The following is a 17206-nucleotide window of genomic DNA, read 5'->3' on the forward strand; positions in this document are numbered from 1 at the left end:
CCCACCGAGTCTAGCCCCCGCTAGATCACACGAACTTGCGGCCCGACAGGCGCTCGTACGCCTCGATGTAACGGTCACGCGTGGCCTCCACGACGGAACCCGGCAGCTCGGGCGGCGGGGTGCCTTCTGCTGGGTCCCAGCCGGATTTCGGTCCGGTCAGCCAGTTGCGCACGTACTGCTTGTCAAAGCTGGGCTGAACCTGCCCCTCCTCGTAGGAATCAGCGGGCCAGTAGCGGGAGGAGTCGGGGGTCAAGACTTCGTCGGCAAGCACGAGCGTGCCGTCTTTGTCCAGGCCGAACTCAAACTTCGTGTCCGCAAGAATAATCCCGCGCGACTCGGTGTACTCCGCGGCACGCGTGTAAATATCCAGGGTGGCCGCGCGAAGTTTCTCCGCGAGCTCACTACCAAGATGCTTCACGACGTACTCAAACCGCACATTCTCATCATGATCCCCCTGCTCCGCCTTGGTGGCAGGCGTAAAGATCGGCTCCGGCAGCTTCGAAGCTTCCTTGAGCCCCTCCGGCAGCGCAACGCCGCAGACGGCACCGCCAGCGTCATATTCCTTCTTACCGGAGCCCGTCAGGTAACCGCGGGCAACGCACTCGAAGGGGATCATTTGCAGACGCTTCACGACGATCGCCCGACCCAGCACCTCTTCCGGGATCCTCTCATCATCGAGGGGGCCGGCGAGGTGGTTGGGCACGCCACTGAGAAGCGAAAAGAAGAAATCGCTGGTGTAGGTGAGAATCTTGCCCTTGTCCGGGATCTCCGGCTCGAGCGCAAAATCGAACGCGGAAATCCGGTCGGTGGCCACCATCAAGAGGGTGTCATCGTCGATCTCGTAGATCTCGCGGACCTTGCCCGCGGAGAGATGTTGATAGTCAGAAAGCTCTGGACGCATGCGAGAGATGTTACGCCTTTCGCTACAAGATCTCTCCAGGAGTGTAGGCAACCGCCTCCGGGTACTTCTCGGCCCACGTTTGAATCCGCGCCAGAACGTTGTCTACCTGGGACTCCGCAGCACCGATGAACGCGTGGCGGTCCGCGAGCGCCTCTTCCAACTGCTGCTGGTTGAGCGGCAGGCGATCATCCGCGGCGAGGCGCTCCACGAGGTTCTGCTCCTCACCGTTTTCGCGCATATCCAGCGCCATGGCCACGGCGTGTTCCTTGATCACCTCGTGCGCAGTCTCGCGGCCAACACCGGCACGAACGCTGGCCATGAGGATGCGAGTAGTAGCCAGGAACGGCAGGTAGCGGTCCAGCTCACGCGTGATCATGGCCGGGAACGCGCCGAATTCGGCGAGGACGGTAAGGAAGGTCTCCATCATTCCGTCGATGGCAAAGAACGCATCCGGCAGCGCCACGCGGCGCACAACAGAGCAGAACACGTCGCCTTCATTCCACTGCTGGCCAGCAAGGTCACCGACCATGGTGAGGTAGCCACGCAGAATCACCTGGAAGCCACCGACGCGCTCGCAGGAACGCGCATTCATCTTGTGCGGCATAGCGCTGGAGCCGACCTGGCCTTCCTTGAAGCCCTCAGTGACGGTCTCGTTGCCCGCCATGAGGCGGATCGTGGTGGCCAGGCTCGACGGGCCAGCGCCGAGCTGCACGAGCGCGGACACAGCGTCGAAGTCCAGCGAGCGTGGGTAGATCTGTCCCATCGAATCGAAGATGCGCTCAAAGCCGAGGTGCTGTGCAATCGCGCGCTCGAGCTGGTTCAGCTTCGCCTCATCGCCACCAACGAGGTCGAGCATGTCCTGCGCCGTGCCCATCGGACCCTTGATGCCACGCAGCGGGTAGCGGCCCAGCAGGTCTTCGACACGGTCGAGGGCGACCAGCATTTCATCGGCAGCCGAAGCGAAGCGCTTACCCAGCGTGGTGGCCTGGGCCGCCACATTGTGGGAGCGGCCCGCCATGACCAGGGAGCGGTACTCCACCGCGCGGTTGCCCACCGCGTTGAGCACCGCGAGTGCGCGGCCACGAACAAGCTCGAGCGAACGGTAGATCTGCAGCTGCTCCACGTTCTCCGTCAGGTCACGGCTGGTCATGCCCTTATGGATGTGCTCGTGGCCCGCCAGCGCATTAAATTCCTCGATACGCGCCTTTACATCGTGGCGCGTCACGCGCTCACGGTTCGCGATGGAACCAAGATCCACCTGGTCCACCACGGCCTCGTAGGCCGCGATGGCATCTTCGGGGATGTCCACGCCGAGGTCGCGCTGGGCGCGCATCACGGCGATCCACAGTTGGCGCTCGAGCACGATCTTGTGCTCGGCGCTCCACAGCCGCGCCATCTCCGGCGAGGCGTAGCGGTTGGACAGGACGTTGGCATTATGGGGCTTCGCGTTACTCACGCGGCCCATTATCGCATGAGTCCTAGCGGGAAGGGCCTACCGTGATCTTTCCGTCAATCGCGGGGCGCGCAATGTCGTGGCGGTAGAAGGAGCCGTCGAGCGAGATCTTCTCAATCACGTCATACGCTGCCTTCGTGGCCTCCTCCAGGGTTGCGCCGGTACCCACGACGTTGAGCACACGCCCACCTGCAGCAACGTAGCCGCCGTTTTCGCCCTCTGCGGTGCCGGCGTGAAGGACTATGCGCGGATCCTCCAACCCCTCACCCGTGATCTCCCCGCCCTTACGCGGGTTGGCCGGGTAACCCTCGGCAGCCAACACGACGGTAGCGGCGTAGCCATCCTTCCACTTCAGCGGTGGCAGGTCCGCCAGCGTGCCCGTCGCAGTGGCGTAGAGCGCATCCGCCAACGAGGACTCCAGCAGTGCCAGCACCGGCTGGGTTTCCGGGTCGCCGAAGCGAGCGTTGAACTCGATCACTGCCGGGCCTTCGTCGCCCCATGCCAAGCCGGCGTACAGCAAGCCTGAGTACGGGGTGCCGCGGCGCACCATTTCACGAGCAACAGGTACAACAACATCATCGACGATGCGCTGCACGCCATCTTCCGGCAGCCATGGCAGCGGAGTGTAGGCACCCATGCCGCCAGTGTTGGGGCCTTCGTCGCCGTCGTAGGCACGCTTGTGGTCCTGGGCGGGCAATAGTGGGACGACGGTTTCGCCGTCGACAAGGCAAAACAGCGAGACTTCCGGGCCGCCCAAGAAGGTCTCGAGCAACGCCGGGTTACCTCCCTCAATCACAGCCTTCGCATGGGCCACGGCCTCACGCACGTCGTCGGTGACCACAACACCCTTGCCTCCAGCCAGGCCGTCGTCCTTCACAATGAAGGTCGGCCCGAACTCACGCAGCTCCACCTTCACCATGTCCGGGTCCGTCACCTGCTTCGCGCGCGCAGTACGCACACCGGCAGTAGCCATGACCTCCTTGGCAAACGTCTTGGAACCTTCCAGCTTTGCCGCCTCCTGCGACGGGCCGAAGACCGCAATACCTGCCTCACGCAGCGCGTCTGCCACACCAGACACCAGCGGCTGTTCCGGGCCGATGACCACCAAATCCGCCCCGATTTCGCGGGCCAGGGCGGTCACGGCCGCCGGATCATCAACAGCCACATCGTGCCTTGTTGCGCGCATACCAGCGTTTCCTGGTGCGACGTGAAGCTCGTGCTCGCCGGCTGACGTGCGGGACAGTGCAGTAAGCAGGGCGTGTTCGCGGCCGCCCGAACCGATGACAAGGATGCGCATGCCTGTGATTGTATCGCTACCCTGGGCTGGCATGAGCACAGTATTTACAAAGATCCTGAACGGCGAGATCCCCAGTCGCTTCGTTTACCGCGATGAGACCGTCGCCGCGTTTTTGACCATCGAGCCCATCGCCTACGGCCACACCCTGGTCATTCCTGTCGCCGAGGTGGACAAGTGGACTGACCTTGACCCGCAGGTCTGGCTTCATGCCAACGAGGTCGCGCAAGAAATTGGCAAGGCTGTCATCGACGCCTTCGGTTCCCAGCGGGCCGGCTACCTCATCGCCGGTTTTGAGGTTCCGCACGCCCACATCCACGTCTTCCCCGCCGATGACATGTCCGGCTACAACCTGGCTAGTGTCATGCGCCACGACGAAACTGACCCAGCCCAGATGGACGAAGCAGCGGCGAAGCTGCGGGAGAAGTTGGGCACGGGGGATGACGGGCGCAGGTAAACGATCAGAGCTTGGGCAGGCTGACGGTGAACTTCGTGCCCTTGCCCAGCTCAGTGGACACTGTGATCGCGCCGTCATGCTGCTCGACGAGTGACTTCGTAATAGCTAATCCCAGCCCGGAACCGCCGCCGCCTTTGGAGCGGTTGCGGGAGGTGTCGGTGCGGTAGAAACGCTCGAAGATGTGCGCGGCATCTTCCTGCGACATGCCCACACCGTTGTCTTCGACGTCGATGTAGACGCGGTCGAGGTATTCGCGCACCGTGACGGTGACTTCGGCGTCGGGGCCAGCATGTTTAAAACCGTTGGCGATCAAGTTGAGCAGCACCTGGTGCAGGCGGTCGGGGTCACCGGAGACCATGGGGATGTCGTCGGCCGCGTTGTTCACGTTCAGTGTGCGATCCGGGAATGCTGCGCGCGCGGAGCTAGTTGCGGAGAGCACGAGTTCAAGCATGTCCACGCTGCGCATGTTCAGGCGCGAGCCCTCCGCACGGGTGAGCGCCAAAAGGTCCTCGACCAGGAGCTTCATGCGGCCGGATTCTTCGTCGATCTTGCTCAACACCATGTCCGCGTCGTCGGTCGCCCCGGCGCGATACAGTTCCGTGTAGCCACGAATACTGGTCAGCGGAGTGCGCAGTTCGTGCGAGGCGTCGCCGACAAAGCGACGCATCTGTTCCTCTTTCTCCTGCGATTCCTCGAGCGTTTCCTGCAGCTGCTCAATCATGGTGTTCATCGCGTACGACAGCTGCCCCACCTCAGTGCTCCGGGGCCAGTTGGGGGCGCGGCAATCGGTCGCGCCATCCGCAATTGCCATCGCGGTATTCTCCAGTTCCTTGATGGGTAGCAGCGCGCGCCGCACAAAGAACGTACCCGCCGCGCCCATCATCGCAAGCACAAAAATGCTTATCGACGCCAACACCACCCCCAACCCATCCAACAACCGCACCTCATCATCTAGGCGTTTAGCCACGATGGTGACGGTGCCATCCACAGACCGCACCGCGATCACCCGGAACTGCTTCTCTTCCCCGTTATCCCCCGTGGGCAGGGAAGCGACGGTGTGTGGCTGGCGGTCGTAGGTCAGCTCACTCAGGTTAGGGATGGTGCCTGAGGCGTTAATCGCGCGCAGCTCGCCCCCCACGAAAGAGATGAGCATGTACTCACTCGGCAGCGACGAATTGATGGAGCGGGTATCCGGGTTCAACGCCCACGTATCCAGGCTGCGTTTCAGGTCGGAGTCCACGCGCTCATAAATCTGGCCGCGGGTTAAGCCATACACGGCCGTAGACATGCCCACGAGGCCAAGGCCAGACACCACTATCAGGATGATCAGCAGGCGCGTGGCCAATCGAGTCCGTGAGACCCTACCGGTGGCAAGGCGCAGAAAAGTAGTTGGCTGGACGCGGAACCGTTGCGTGGGAGACCCCATAACAGGTGGAGTCTAGCCTCTACTGGCGCGGAGTTCGCAGAACGTATCCGACACCGCGCACCGTCTGGATAAGCTGCGGCTCCTCCTGGTCCACCTTGCGGCGCAGGTAGGAAATGTAGGACTCCACGACGTTGCCGTCCCCACCGAAGTCGTAGTGCCACACGTTGTCCAGGATCTTCGCCTTGGACAGTACCACCTCAGCGTTGAGCATCAAGTAACGCAGCAGGTTGAACTCGGTGGGCGACAGTTCGACGATCTGTCCTGCCTTGGTCACCTCATGCGTCTCATCATTCAAGGTGAGGTCTGCGTAGCGGATCGTGGCGTCCTTCGACTCCTCATCGGTGACATTGCCACGACGCAGGATCACACGCAGGCGGGTGATCACCTCTTCGAGGGAGAACGGCTTAGTCACGTAATCATCCGCACCGATGGTCAAACCGTGGATGCGGTCCTCCACCGCGTCCTTCGCCGTGAGGAACAAGACCGGAGCATCCAAACCGTCAGCACGCAGCTTGGACAGCAGCTCAAAGCCATCCATCCCCGGCATCATCACATCCAGGATGTACGCATCCGGCTTGTGCTCGTGAGCCAGCTTCAGTGCCTCCTGACCCGAATCCGCTGTAACAACGTCAAAGCCTTGGAACTTCAACGACACAGTCAGCAGGTCAACAATATTCGGCTCATCATCAACAACAAGCACCTTTACGTTCTGCGGGGTTGTGGTCTCAGCCATGATGTTCTCTGGGTTCGCTTTCTCTCGGATTCTTAAGGCGTTTCATAAAACGCGCGCAATGACCACCAGTAAACAACCCCACCCTGAACGTTTGCTGTACGTGGGCTGGGTGGGGGTGATGGGTTTATCGTCGATAAGCGAAAAAATGAGCTGGAGACGAGACTTGAACTCGCAACCTACGGTTTACAAGACCGTTGCGCTACCGATTGCGCCACTCCAGCACCCGTGCCCCAAAAGGCACTGACCCGCCATCATACAAGCCGCCCACCCCAAGCAACAAAAGGCGACGGGGGAACGCCCAACAAGATACTGTATCCGATGTGGCACCGGTGATGAAGAACTTACGCGACGCTTTGCGCTCCTCTGGCCCTGTAGCAACGATCGACCAGGCACGCACGTCTCCGCCGCCTTCTGTCCTGGCTCCTGTTGACCTCACGGACCCAGCGCAGGTCGCCGCGGTGATGACCATCGGGGCGCGCGTCGGCGAAATCCTCATCGCCAACGGCACCACCAGCTCCGATGCCAAAGCGCAGATCCACGCCGTCACGTCCTCCTACGGCCTGCACTACTGCCACGTGGACATCACGTTGAACACGATCACCGTGAACTCGATCATCGGCACGACGCGCAAGCAACCGGTCGGGGTGTTCCGCGTGGTCACCGACATGACCGAGAACTACACCAAACTACAAGAAGTCGACCGGCTCATCCGCTCCATCCGCGCGGGTGCCACCCCGCCTGAGATGGCCGAAAAAATTCTTGACGGCATCTACAGCGCCAAACCCCCCTACCCCTGGTGGGTTTCCATCGCCGGCTGGACCATGCTGGGTGCCGCCGTGGCGATTCTGCTCGGTGGCGACATCTTCATGTCTGCCCTCGGCGCCATCACCGCCGCACTGATCACCACCATCAACCTGTGGCTAGGCAAGAACGAACTGCCGTACTTCTACCACTGCGTTGTCGGTGGCTTTTTGGCCACGGTGCCGGCAGCGATCTTCTACACCCTGGCCGCGCGGGCGGGGACGACGATTGTGCCAAGCCAAGTCATCGCAACCGGCATCGTCGTGCTGCTCGCCGGCTTAACGCTCGTGCAATCACTCCAAGACGGGGTGACCGGCTCCCCCGTCACAGCGAGTGGCCGCTTCTTCCAAGCAATCCTGTTCACCGGCGCAATCGTCGCCGGTGTGGCCGGCGGCATCCAAGTGGCCGATCTCATGGGCGCAGGCCTTCCTCCGATCGAGACACAACCGCCCACACCGTCGTACAGTTCCGCCGCCGTGCGCATCATCGGCGGCGCCGTGGCAGCCGCTGGTTTCGCGCTCGCCGCCTACGCGGAGGTCCGCGCGATCATCGTGTCCGCTGTCACCGCGCTCGTAGGTGGTTTCACCTACTATGCGGTGCTCATCCCCTTCGGCGCTGGGCGCCTTTTCGCCGTATCACTGTGCGCCGTCATGGTCGGACTCGCCGGTGGTTTGCTGGCCCGCCGCTTCCTCATCGCGCCGCTCATCACCGCCGTCGCCGGCGTCACCCCGTTCCTTCCAGGCTCCGGTGTGTACCGCAGCATGTACGCCCTGCTCAACGAGCAAACCGTGCTGGGACTGAACAACCTCTTCCTTGCTATCGGCACCTGCATGGCTCTTGCCGGCGGCGTTGTCCTCGGCGAATGGATCACACGCCGCATCCGTCGCCCCGAACTGTTCAACCCGTACAACGCCTTCCGCACCGCCGGCCGCATCACATTCCAGCAGATCAGACGCGCCGAACAAGCTGCTTCTCGACGCCTCTCAGGCAACCCCGCCAAAAAACAACATCCCAAGCCCCACAAGCAGCCAAAGCGTCCAAACACGCCGCCGGCTGGGCAGTAGCGTAGGATGAATGGGTCGAGAAGGGCTCGTCGATAAGCAATCAACCCGACACCGATGGAGGTAACCGTGCCCCCCAAGATCACTGATAGCCGCCCGAACCCGGAAGCCGTCCACGCGGTCGAGGAACAAACCGCCGCGGGCGCGCGCAGTGTTGTGGCCACCTACGCCGAGGATCTGACCGACGGCGTGACCCTCATGTGCATGCTCGGCGTTGAGCCTGAAGGCCTGGTGTACAAGCAGTTCGAAGAAGACCTGGCCAGCGGCGCGCAGGCCGAAAGCGAACCTGCGAAGAAGGCGACGAAGAAAGCCGCGAAGAAGACGGCCAAGAAGACCGCCAAGAAGACCGCGAAAAAGGCAGCGAAGAAGACGGCTAAGAAAACCGTGAAGAAGGCGGCCAAGAAGACCGCGAAGAAAACCACCAAGAAAACCGCCAAAAAATCCACGAGCAGCTAGAAAGTTCGAGGACGAATCATGAGCGGGGACAACGCATTCGTTGTCGTGGCTAACCGGCTGCCGGTTGACCGGGTTGACGAACAGTGGGTGGCATCCCCCGGCGGGCTTGTGGCGGCGCTCGCTCCCGTACTGAAGCGCAACAGTGGCTGCTGGGTCGGCTGGCCCGGCGAGCCCGACGCAACATTCCCGCCTTTTACTCACGACGGCATCCTGCTCCAGCCCGTCGAACTCGACGCCGACGACTTCGAAGACTTCTACGAAGGTTTTTCCAACTCCACGCTGTGGCCGCTGTACCACGACCTCATTGTCACGCCGCAGTACCACCGGCAGTGGTGGCAGCGTTACCACGCGGTGAATGAGAAGTTCGCGCGCGCTGCTGCTGATGCCGCCGCGGAAGGCGCCACGGTGTGGGTGCAGGACTACCAACTGCAGCTGGTACCCGGCATGCTGCGAGAGCTGCGCCCCGACGTGACCATTGGGTTTTTCCTGCACATCCCCTTCCCCCATCCGGATTTGTTCCGCCAATTGCCGTGGCGCAAGCAGGTGCTGCGCGGGCTGGAGGCAGCGGACTTGATCGGGTTTCAGCGGCGCCGGGATGAAACTAACTTCTTGGATCTTGCCGCCAGCGACCCGGAGACGACGACACCACGGACGGGAACGTTTCCTATCTCGATTGATGCCGGCGAATTCGACAAAGCTGACGACACCGCCATCGCACAGGTCCGCAGCCTAGTATCCAATCCGAACACCCTCATGTTGGGGGTGGACCGCCTCGACTACACCAAGGGCATCCTGCAGCGCCTCACCGCGTTCGAGGAACTCTTGGAGGAAGGGCGTTTGGAGTCGGCAGCGTTGATTCAGGTGGCTACTCCGTCGCGGGAGCGCATCGATAGTTATAAGGCCACCCGCGCTGGCGTAGAGGAAGCGGTGGGTCGCATCAATGGCCGCTACGGCAAGTTGGGCCACCCGGTGGTGCACTACGAACATCATGCGGTGTCAAAATCCCTGTTGCGCAGCTACTATTCGGCGGCCGACATTATGCTGGTCACACCATTCAAGGACGGAATGAACCTAGTGGCTAAGGAGTACGTGGCGTGCCACCCGGATGGTTCTGGCGCGCTCGTGCTTTCGGAGTTCGCCGGCGCTGCGGTGGAGTTGGACCGGGCCCACCTGTGCAACCCGTTTGATGTGGAGTCGGTGAAAAACTCGATCGTCGCCGCCGTCGAGGCGCAAGGCTCCCCCACCGCGCGCGATGCGATGCTGCATATGAATGCGCATGTCCGCGCGCACGATGTGTCGCGTTGGGCAGAATCGTTCTTGAGTGAACTCGCCGCTGTAAGGAAGGACCGTCGATGAAGCGTGTGTTGGCGTTGGCCTCCTGCGTTCTGCTTGCCGGGTGCGCGTCGCAGCCCGGGGAGCTGGAGCAGACGGCGTGGGAAGTTGTCGCGGTCTACGTGGACCCAGCAACCCCCGGCGGTGTGACGACGGATGCGGCGGGGCGTGCGGTGCTCGCGTTCGGGCCGTCATCAATCGCTGTTCAGACGGGGTGCGCTCCGCTGCAGGCGCGGGCTGAGGTCTCCAATGATTTTGTCCGGTTGGTGGAGGTCAAGGAGGGCCCGCTTATCGACGACTGCCTCGGCGGCACCCGCACCCTCCACACCCACCTGACCTCCCTGCTGACCGAGGGCTCCGAGTTCGACATCCGCACCTACGGCGAAGATGCACCTAAGGAGTTGGTGATGACGAAGCGGACAGATGGGGTGGATAGACCCGCGATAAGGCTTGTGGCGCAATGATCGATTCACTGGTTGACAAGCTGCTTGCTGAGCTTGCGCAAGTAGACAACCTGCTGGTCTGCGTAGATTTTGATGGCACGATCTGCGAGCTTGGTCCGGACGCGTATGCCGTGCATCCACATCCGGGTGCGATCGCTGCTCTGGAGGAGCTCGCGGGGTTGCCGGGGACTTCGGTTGCTGTGCTCTCAGGGCGCCACCTGGACGGCTTGCGGCAGGTGTGCCCGCTGCGTGAGCCGGTGATCCTCGTGGGTTCCCATGGTGCGGAGCCAACGCAGGGTGGCCCGACCCTGACCGCCGAAGAACATGCGGAATTAGACCGCATCGGCGCCGAACTGGAACGCATTGCGGTGGCACCGGCCTTCGTGGAGGTGAAGCCCTACCAGCGTGTTTTGCACGTAGCCAAAGTGGAGGACACCACGCTCAAGGCCGCGATGCTGCGTGAAGCCCTCGCGCTACCGTCACGCATTCCACCGACTCCAGGCCACAACGTCGTGGAGTTTTCTGCCGTGACCACCACGAAGGGGACATGGTTGAGCGCGGAGAAAACCCGCTTCGACGCCACACTCTTCGCGGGTGATGACGTCACCGATGAAACCGCCCTCGCCGTCCTCGACCCGGCGCGAGGGGATGTAGGGATTAAGATCGGCGCGGCAACGGGCACCGTCACCGCCGACACCTGCGCGCAGCATCGCCTCAGCTCGGTGGAAGAGATGGCACAGTTCCTTCTGAGGCTCGCGGCGGCCCGACGGTCTGCCCAGGGCTGAAACGGGTGGGAAGGGTGAGGCGGGGGAGGTGGGGGGAGGCGTCGATAAGCGAGCTTTCCACGAGCTCCGAGAGCACCTTCCCTACTGTCGCGCCCTTCTGTTTGTTGGGCTGAATCACCGTGGTCAGGCCGCGGGCGAGTGCCCACTCGACGCCATCGAAACCCGTGATGGAAATGTCCCCCGGCACGTCCAGGCCGTGCTCGAGACAGTATTCGAGCACGCCGAGCGCCATCGAATCCGTCGTACACAACACTGCGGTCAGGTCCGGGGCCAGCGCGAACAGCTCACGCGCGGCATCCATCGCAGAACCGTAGTCGTTGAAGTGGCGGGTCACTATAGGCACATCGTTGATGCCGGCCTGCTCGAACACGTCGAGGGCTCCCAACACGCGGGCGCGCTGCACGTGCATGTCTGCCGCCTTGACCTCCGCTTTGGTCACGGCACCGTCGCGCGCCGCATCCTTGAACAAGCGCTTGCCCACAATGCCGATCCGCCTATGCCCCGCCTCCACGAGGGCACGCGCGGCGGGCATGATCGCCTCCCGGTCATCAATGCCCACGAAGGCAACATCTCCATCCGGGTACGGCTGGTCACACACCACCACCGGCAACCCACGCGCTTGCACCGCCTCAAGGTGCGGCTCGCCGTGTGGCACGGAGTACACCACGAACCCGTCCACCAGCGCGCTGGCAATGAGCGGACTGATCTCCCCCGTTTCGCTCGGACCCAACGGGATCAGCGTGAGCGCGGTGTTGGCACCGGCGGAACTCTCGCCGAGCCCGGCTAAAAAATCTATCGACGCCTGATCCTCAAACGCATACGACACATGCTCTGTCAGAATCACCCCGATCGCCCCCACCCGGCGCGTGCGCAGGCTACGCGCCATCGGGTCCGGCCCCGTGTAACCGCGGGCGCGGGCCACTGCAAAGATCTTCTCCCGCAACTCCGGCGACAGCTGCTCCGGGCGGTTGTAGGCATTCGACACCGTCGTACGCGAAACACCCAGCTCAGCGGCAATGGAGGCGAGTGTGCCCTTCTTCTGACCCATGTGGACACTGTATCGCTAGTGTGTAGGACGTGATTGTCCAGCGTCTCAACCTGCCCCACGACGGCCGCGAACGTCGCGTCACCTGCGTCCTGCCGGGGGAGGTGTCACCGGGTGCGGATCTGGTGTTGTTCCTTCACGGCTCCTTGCAGTCCGGCTCCGTGGCGCGACGCTTCACGGGCAACACGTTTGACGCGTTGACCGCGCGCGGCTGCGTCGTCGTGTACCCGGACGGAGTGGACAGGCATTTCAACGACCATCGAGTCGGCTTCAACGAGGCAGCGCGCAAATCGCTTATCGACGATACCTCCTTCCTCACCTCCCTCCCCTCCCACCTCGCCGCAGAGTTTGATCTCAACTTTGGCCAGATCATCGGCTGCGGTTTCTCTAACGGAGGCCAGATGCTGCAGCGATTGGGATTGGAGGCGCCCGGTTTCCTGGATGGCATCGCGTGTTTTGGGGCGCCGTGGCCAGCGGCCGATAACGTGCTGCCGGAGCTTGCCACCCACTACAAGGATTGGGTCCCAGTCCCCGTCCTGTCTGTCCAAGGGACGGCAGATCCCCTTGTGCCTTATGAAGGCGGTGCTTCCGGCATTGGTAATTCCAACCGCGGGGTGGCGCGCTGCGCCGTGGATTCGGCACGCTTCTTCGCACAGCTCAACGGCCTGGGCACGGAGGACACGAACAACCACGCGCACACGGAAACCGACGGCCTAACGCCGACCCCTGTCAACGCCGAATCTCTCTCTACTCGCCCCATCGACGGGGTACGAGTGGACCGTTTCGGCCCAGGGGCTCCAGAATCACCCGCGGGTCGAGCGGCACCAGTCGAGCTGTGGACGATCGAGGGCATGGGCCATGTCGTCCCCAACCCGAAAGAAATGGACAAAAAGCTCGGCCCCAGCACGAACAAGGTCGTGGGGGCCGAACTCGTCGCGCACTTCTTTGGGCTCTAGATAAATAGCTCAGGTCGAGCCAGTGCGACTAGTGCCTGGGGTTACTTGTTGGCGTTGGCGATGGCGACGTCGATAAGCTCTTTGAATCGTGGTGCGGCCCACCGCACGGTCAACGGATTGATGATTGAGGACGCGGTGACCAACGACTGATCCGTCGCTGCGACCTCGGCACCTTTCTCGATGGCCTTGATGCGAGAGTAGACAGGGTCCTTGTGCATCTCATCACGGTTAGCTTCATCAGAGTAGAACGTGAATATGAGATCAGAGCTGTTTAGTGCGTCCGCGTTCTCTTTGGACAGTTCAGCGGAGTCGGTGCCGGGAACTTCCGGGAACTGCTTGTACACGTCGTCGACTTTCAGGCCCAAGTTGGACAAGAACGCGACGCGCTGCTCGCCGGGAAGGAAAATACCCAAGTTCTGGGGTCCGTCGTTATAAATATAACTGAAGGTGTAGTTGCCGTAGTTTTCTTCGGACTGTTCCTCGAAGGCAGCTTTGACATCGTCCTTGACGGCTTGGGCCTTGTCAGGTTCACCAAGTGCCTTAGCAATCACGTCAACTTGCTCTTCCCAGGTGATCGTCCACGGATCTTTCTCGTAGGCGATGGTTGGGGCAATCTTGGACAGCTGGTCGTACTGTTCCTGAGTGATGCCTGACCATGGTGCGAGGATCACGTCAGGTTTGTAGCCGAGGATTTCCTCTGCGCTAAGCGCGTCATCGCCTTCGAATTGTTTGGGCAGCTCATCGCCGCGTTCTTCGACGGCTTCTTTGATCCAGGGCAGGTAGCCGGACTCGTCGGACCCCCAGGCGTAGGACTGGATGGCAACGGGGGTGTGGCCCATCGCGATGGCGATTTCGGCGGAGCCTTGGCCGATGGTGACGATGCGTTCGGGCTTCTCCTTGATTTCTGCGGTGCCGAGCGCGTGTTTGATGGACACGGGCTTAAAGTCGCCTGCGGGCGCGCCGTTTGCGGAACCGGGGTCGTTCGGGTCGTTTGCGGTGCCGGAGCACGCGGCGAGTGCCACCGCGGTTGCACAGGCTACGAAAAGGCTAGCGATACGTTTCATGTCAATCCTTCCACCCATAAATAGTTCGATAGGTCAGGCTACCCTAACTGGTGCTAGGTAGTCTAGACTGCCTGTCATGAAAACTGCGACGCAGGCGGATCCGCCACCCCATACGGTGCGCTCCGGTTTCAGCCTGACGGGCAAAAGTGGTGCATTAGCAGCACTTTTCGCGTTGCTCGCGGCGGGGTTCATACTCAGTCTTGCGGTTGGCGCGCGCAACATCGAGCTTGTCGACGTCTGGCACGCACTCACCCACATCCGCGACCTCCGCCGCAACATGGACACGATTTCACAGGACGAACTCACTGTTGCGGCGCTGCGGTTCCCGCGCACGCTGTTGGCAATCCTCGTGGGAGCGGCCCTTGGGGTAGCGGGCGCGTTGATTCAGGGGCACACACGCAACCCGTTAGCGGATCCGGGGATTTTGGGGGTGTCTGCAGGGGCGGCGCTGGCGGTGGTGGTGTCATTCACGTTCCTCGGGGTAACAAGCGTGACCGGGTCAGCGGTCGTGGCGTTCATCGGGGCGGGGCTAGCCACGGTAGCGGTTTTCGCGCTCGCCGCTGCGGGAAACGGCCATGTCAACCCGTTGAATCTGGTACTTGGCGGGGCTGCGTTGTCGGCGGTGATGGGGGCAGCCACCTCCGCCTTTGTGCTTATCGACGCCAACTCCCTCGACCAAATGCGTTTCTGGAACGTAGGCTCCGTGGCAGGCCGCAGCCTCGACGTCTTCTGGGGTGTGCTGCCGTTCATCGGCTTCGGGGTGGTGGCGGCATTCGCTTCGGCCCCAGGGCTGAACCTGTTGACGCTGGGCGAAGACGTAGCCAGCTCACTAGGCGTAAATGTGCAACGACACCGGGTGGCCGGGATGGCGATCATCGCTCTACTAGCCGGCTCCGCAACAGCAGCGGCAGGCCCAATCGGCTTCCTCGCCCTGGTTGTTCCGCACATCAGCCGCACAATCTGCGGTCCGGACTACCGCTGGATCCTCCCCCTCTCCAGTGTCATTGGGGCGAACTTTTTGCTGTACGCCGATATCGCCGGACGCCTCATCGCCCGCCCAGCGGAAGTGCAAGTGGGCATCGTGCTGGCGTTTGTGGGCGCACCATTTTTCATATGGATGATGTACAGGAATAAGGTGATGGCGCTGTGAGGAGGGAAACTAGGGCGTCGATTAGCGTGGGACAGATGAGCGCAGCGTGGCGGCCGCGAGTCTTCCTAGCCACAGTGCTGCTGGCGCTGACTGTGCTTGTGCTCTTCGCCCTCAAGCTCGCTGTGGGCGATTACAACCTGCCACTTGGCGCCGTTTGGAACGTTCTGCTCGGCGGGGGAGAGACGACAGAGAAACTCGTGGTGCTCAAATGGCGTATGCCACGCGCTGCAACAGCCGTCGGCGTGGGCGCCACACTGGGGCTATCTGGTGCGCTGATGCAATCAGTCACGCGGAACCCGCTGGCTAGCCCCGATATCCTCGGCATCACGATGGGCGCGTCCGCTGCAGCCGTCACTGTGATCGTGATTGGCACGGGAAGCGCGAGCGTGGTCACGTCATGGATCGGTGGGCTGGGCATCTCCACTGCGGCAGCAGTCGGCGCAATGGCGTCGGCGCTGGTGATCTGGCTGCTTGCGTTCCGGCGCAATGTCGATTCCTTCCGTCTGGTCCTCTTCGGCGTGATCATCAATGCGCTGCTCCAAGCGTACGTCAGCTACCTTCTCATCCGCGCCGATCTTCGCGACGCCCAAGCAGCCACTGTCTGGCTTACCGGCTCCCTCAACGCCGCCAACTGGCATACCGCCACCCCCGTCTTCGTCCTGCTGGGAGTATTTATCCCTGTCATAGCCTGGATCAGCTACCAGTTCAAAGCGATGGAGCTTGGCCCTGATTTCGCCACCGGATTGGGGCAGAACCCCCGCCGGAACCAATTAACGTTCATCGCCTGCTCGGCCGTTCTTGCAGCCGTGGCGGTGGCAGCGGCAGGACCAATCGGGTTCGTCGCATTCGTCGCGCCGCAGGTGGCGTTGCGTCTGTGCGCGGTTTCTTCACCGCCACTGACCGCTTCAGCGCTCACCGGCGCGCTGCTCGTCACAGCGTCCGACTTGGTCACCACCCACGCTCTGCCCGTCGCCCTTCCGGTGGGCCTGCTCACCGCAGTGCTTGGCGGAAGCTTCCTCATCTACGTGCTGATTCAAAACAACCGGAGGAATTCGATCTAATGGACGGCATCACCGTGCGCAACCTACGGGTCTCATACGGAACGAAGACAGTCATTGACGGACTCGACGTAAACATCCCTGCCGGCAAAGTGACCACGGTCATCGGGCCTAACGGGTGCGGGAAGTCGACAATGTTGAAGGCGGTGGGGCGACTAGTGGCGTCGTCAGGCGAAGTGCTTCTTGGTGGCCGCGACGTGCGCGCGATGCCCCGCAAACAGCTCGCCACGCTGTTGTCCATGCTGCCTCAAAGCCCCACAGCGCCCGAGGGACTACTGGTCAAAGACCTGGTGGGGCGGGGCAGACACCCGCATCAAACGTGGTTCAACCAATGGTCATCGACAGACCGCGAGGTCGTCGCAGACGCGCTCGCCCAAACCCAATCGACCGACCTGGCGGACCGTGACATCAACCAGCTCTCCGGCGGGCAGCGCCAACGCGTCTGGATCTCCATGGTCCTCGCGCAACAAACGCCCACTATGCTTCTCGACGAACCCACCACCTACCTCGACCTCTCCACCTCCATCGACGTACTTAACCTCGTACGACGGCTCAACACCCAGAGCGACCGCACCGTGGTCATGGTGCTACACGACCTCAACCTCGCCGCCCGCTACTCCGACCATCTCCTTGTCATGCGTGACGGCGCGCTGCAGGCTTCCGGCTCCCCCACTGACGTGATCACACCTGCGCTACTGCGCAGCGTCTTCGACCTCGACGCGCTGGTCGAAAAAGATCCTGCCGTCGGCGGCCCGCTCATCATCCCCGCTGCCCCGGCGGAGAAGGAGTGA

The 17206-nt window shown here is 62.2% G+C and carries 17 protein-coding genes and 1 tRNA gene; 10 read left to right on the forward strand and 8 right to left on the reverse strand.

Features of this window, described 5'->3' with window-relative positions; translation table 11 throughout:
- Window positions 1-25: 25 nt before the first annotated feature.
- Genes QP968_RS04100 through purD form a run of 3 tightly spaced genes read right to left on the reverse strand, consistent with a single transcriptional unit; the run spans window position 26 to window position 3651 of the window.
- Window positions 26-901 carry a phosphoribosylaminoimidazolesuccinocarboxamide synthase gene (locus tag QP968_RS04100; protein ID WP_284855140.1) on the reverse strand — a complete coding sequence of 292 codons (876 nt, stop codon included), beginning with the start codon at window positions 899-901 and terminating at the stop codon, window positions 26-28.
- 22 nt (window positions 902-923) lie between these two features.
- Entirely contained in the window at window positions 924-2366 is a 1443-nt protein-coding gene (gene purB / locus QP968_RS04105; protein ID WP_284855141.1) for an adenylosuccinate lyase, read from the reverse strand.
- A 13-nt stretch (window positions 2367-2379) separates the two neighbouring features.
- Complete coding sequence (purD, locus tag QP968_RS04110; RefSeq protein WP_284855142.1) at window positions 2380-3651, reverse strand: phosphoribosylamine--glycine ligase; 1272 nt, start codon at window positions 3649-3651, stop codon at window positions 2380-2382.
- Window positions 3652-3682: 31 nt separating this feature from the next.
- On the opposite strand from purD, the gene QP968_RS04115 reads away from it, so the two are divergent.
- Complete coding sequence (locus QP968_RS04115; protein WP_284855143.1) at window positions 3683-4105, forward strand: HIT family protein; 423 nt, start codon at window positions 3683-3685, stop codon at window positions 4103-4105.
- 4 nt (window positions 4106-4109) lie between these two features.
- Here QP968_RS04115 and QP968_RS04120 read toward each other — a convergent pair whose 3' ends face one another.
- The 3 genes from QP968_RS04120 to QP968_RS04130 all read right to left on the reverse strand — a co-directional run bounded on the left by QP968_RS04120 (window position 4110) and on the right by QP968_RS04130 (window position 6485).
- On the reverse strand, window positions 4110-5450 hold the full coding sequence (locus QP968_RS04120) for a sensor histidine kinase (RefSeq protein WP_284855144.1): 1341 nt from the start codon (window positions 5448-5450) through the stop codon (window positions 4110-4112).
- Window positions 5451-5550: 100 nt separating this feature from the next.
- A complete protein-coding gene (locus tag QP968_RS04125) occupies window positions 5551-6264 on the reverse strand; it encodes a response regulator transcription factor (RefSeq protein WP_284855145.1) in 714 nt (237 codons plus the stop codon).
- A gap of 148 nt (window positions 6265-6412) precedes the next feature.
- Window positions 6413-6485 (reverse strand) — tRNA-Thr (locus QP968_RS04130).
- 111 nt (window positions 6486-6596) lie between these two features.
- Here QP968_RS04130 and thrE point away from each other — a divergent pair.
- The 5 genes from thrE (at window position 6597) to QP968_RS04155 (ending at window position 11142) form a co-directional block, all read left to right on the forward strand.
- Window positions 6597-8129 carry a threonine/serine exporter ThrE gene (gene thrE / locus QP968_RS04135; protein WP_284855146.1) on the forward strand — a complete coding sequence of 511 codons (1533 nt, stop codon included), beginning with the start codon at window positions 6597-6599 and terminating at the stop codon, window positions 8127-8129.
- A gap of 66 nt (window positions 8130-8195) precedes the next feature.
- Window positions 8196-8582, forward strand: coding sequence for a histone (locus QP968_RS04140; RefSeq protein WP_284855147.1), 387 nt, complete (start codon window positions 8196-8198; stop codon window positions 8580-8582).
- Between the two features lie 18 nt (window positions 8583-8600).
- Window positions 8601-9938: an alpha,alpha-trehalose-phosphate synthase (UDP-forming) gene (locus QP968_RS04145; RefSeq protein ID WP_284855148.1), complete on the forward strand. Its 1338-nt coding sequence runs from the start codon at window positions 8601-8603 to the stop codon at window positions 9936-9938.
- Window positions 9935-10378: a putative periplasmic lipoprotein gene (locus QP968_RS04150; protein WP_284855149.1), complete on the forward strand. Its 444-nt coding sequence runs from the start codon at window positions 9935-9937 to the stop codon at window positions 10376-10378. Before QP968_RS04145 ends, QP968_RS04150 begins: the two co-directional genes overlap by 4 nt.
- The gene (locus QP968_RS04155; protein WP_284855150.1) at window positions 10375-11142 is read left to right on the forward strand and encodes a trehalose-phosphatase; all 768 of its coding nucleotides are present in this window, start codon (window positions 10375-10377) and stop codon (window positions 11140-11142) included. Before QP968_RS04150 ends, QP968_RS04155 begins: the two co-directional genes overlap by 4 nt.
- On the opposite strand, the gene QP968_RS04160 is transcribed toward QP968_RS04155, so the two are convergent.
- On the reverse strand, window positions 11072-12190 hold the full coding sequence (locus QP968_RS04160) for a LacI family DNA-binding transcriptional regulator (protein WP_284855151.1): 1119 nt from the start codon (window positions 12188-12190) through the stop codon (window positions 11072-11074). The genes QP968_RS04155 and QP968_RS04160 overlap by 71 nt on opposite strands.
- A 29-nt stretch (window positions 12191-12219) precedes the next feature.
- On the opposite strand from QP968_RS04160, the gene QP968_RS04165 reads away from it, so the two are divergent.
- Complete coding sequence (locus QP968_RS04165; protein ID WP_284855152.1) at window positions 12220-13143, forward strand: CE1 family esterase; 924 nt, start codon at window positions 12220-12222, stop codon at window positions 13141-13143.
- 41 nt (window positions 13144-13184) lie between these two features.
- On the opposite strand, the gene QP968_RS04170 is transcribed toward QP968_RS04165, so the two are convergent.
- Entirely contained in the window at window positions 13185-14207 is a 1023-nt protein-coding gene (locus tag QP968_RS04170) for an ABC transporter substrate-binding protein (RefSeq protein ID WP_284855153.1), read from the reverse strand.
- Between the two features lie 76 nt (window positions 14208-14283).
- On the opposite strand from QP968_RS04170, the gene QP968_RS04175 reads away from it, so the two are divergent.
- From QP968_RS04175 to QP968_RS04185, 3 genes are read left to right on the forward strand one after another with little or no spacing between them, the layout of a single operon-like run.
- On the forward strand, window positions 14284-15357 hold the full coding sequence (locus QP968_RS04175; RefSeq protein ID WP_284855154.1) for a FecCD family ABC transporter permease: 1074 nt from the start codon (window positions 14284-14286) through the stop codon (window positions 15355-15357).
- 35 nt (window positions 15358-15392) lie between these two features.
- The gene (locus tag QP968_RS04180; protein WP_084576421.1) at window positions 15393-16418 is read left to right on the forward strand and encodes a FecCD family ABC transporter permease; all 1026 of its coding nucleotides are present in this window, start codon (window positions 15393-15395) and stop codon (window positions 16416-16418) included.
- Complete coding sequence (locus tag QP968_RS04185; protein ID WP_284855155.1) at window positions 16418-17206, forward strand: ABC transporter ATP-binding protein; 789 nt, start codon at window positions 16418-16420, stop codon at window positions 17204-17206. Before QP968_RS04180 ends, QP968_RS04185 begins: the two co-directional genes overlap by 1 nt.

The organism is Corynebacterium sp. MSK041 (genome assembly GCF_030232265.1).
Taxonomy (GTDB): domain Bacteria; phylum Actinomycetota; class Actinomycetes; order Mycobacteriales; family Mycobacteriaceae; genus Corynebacterium.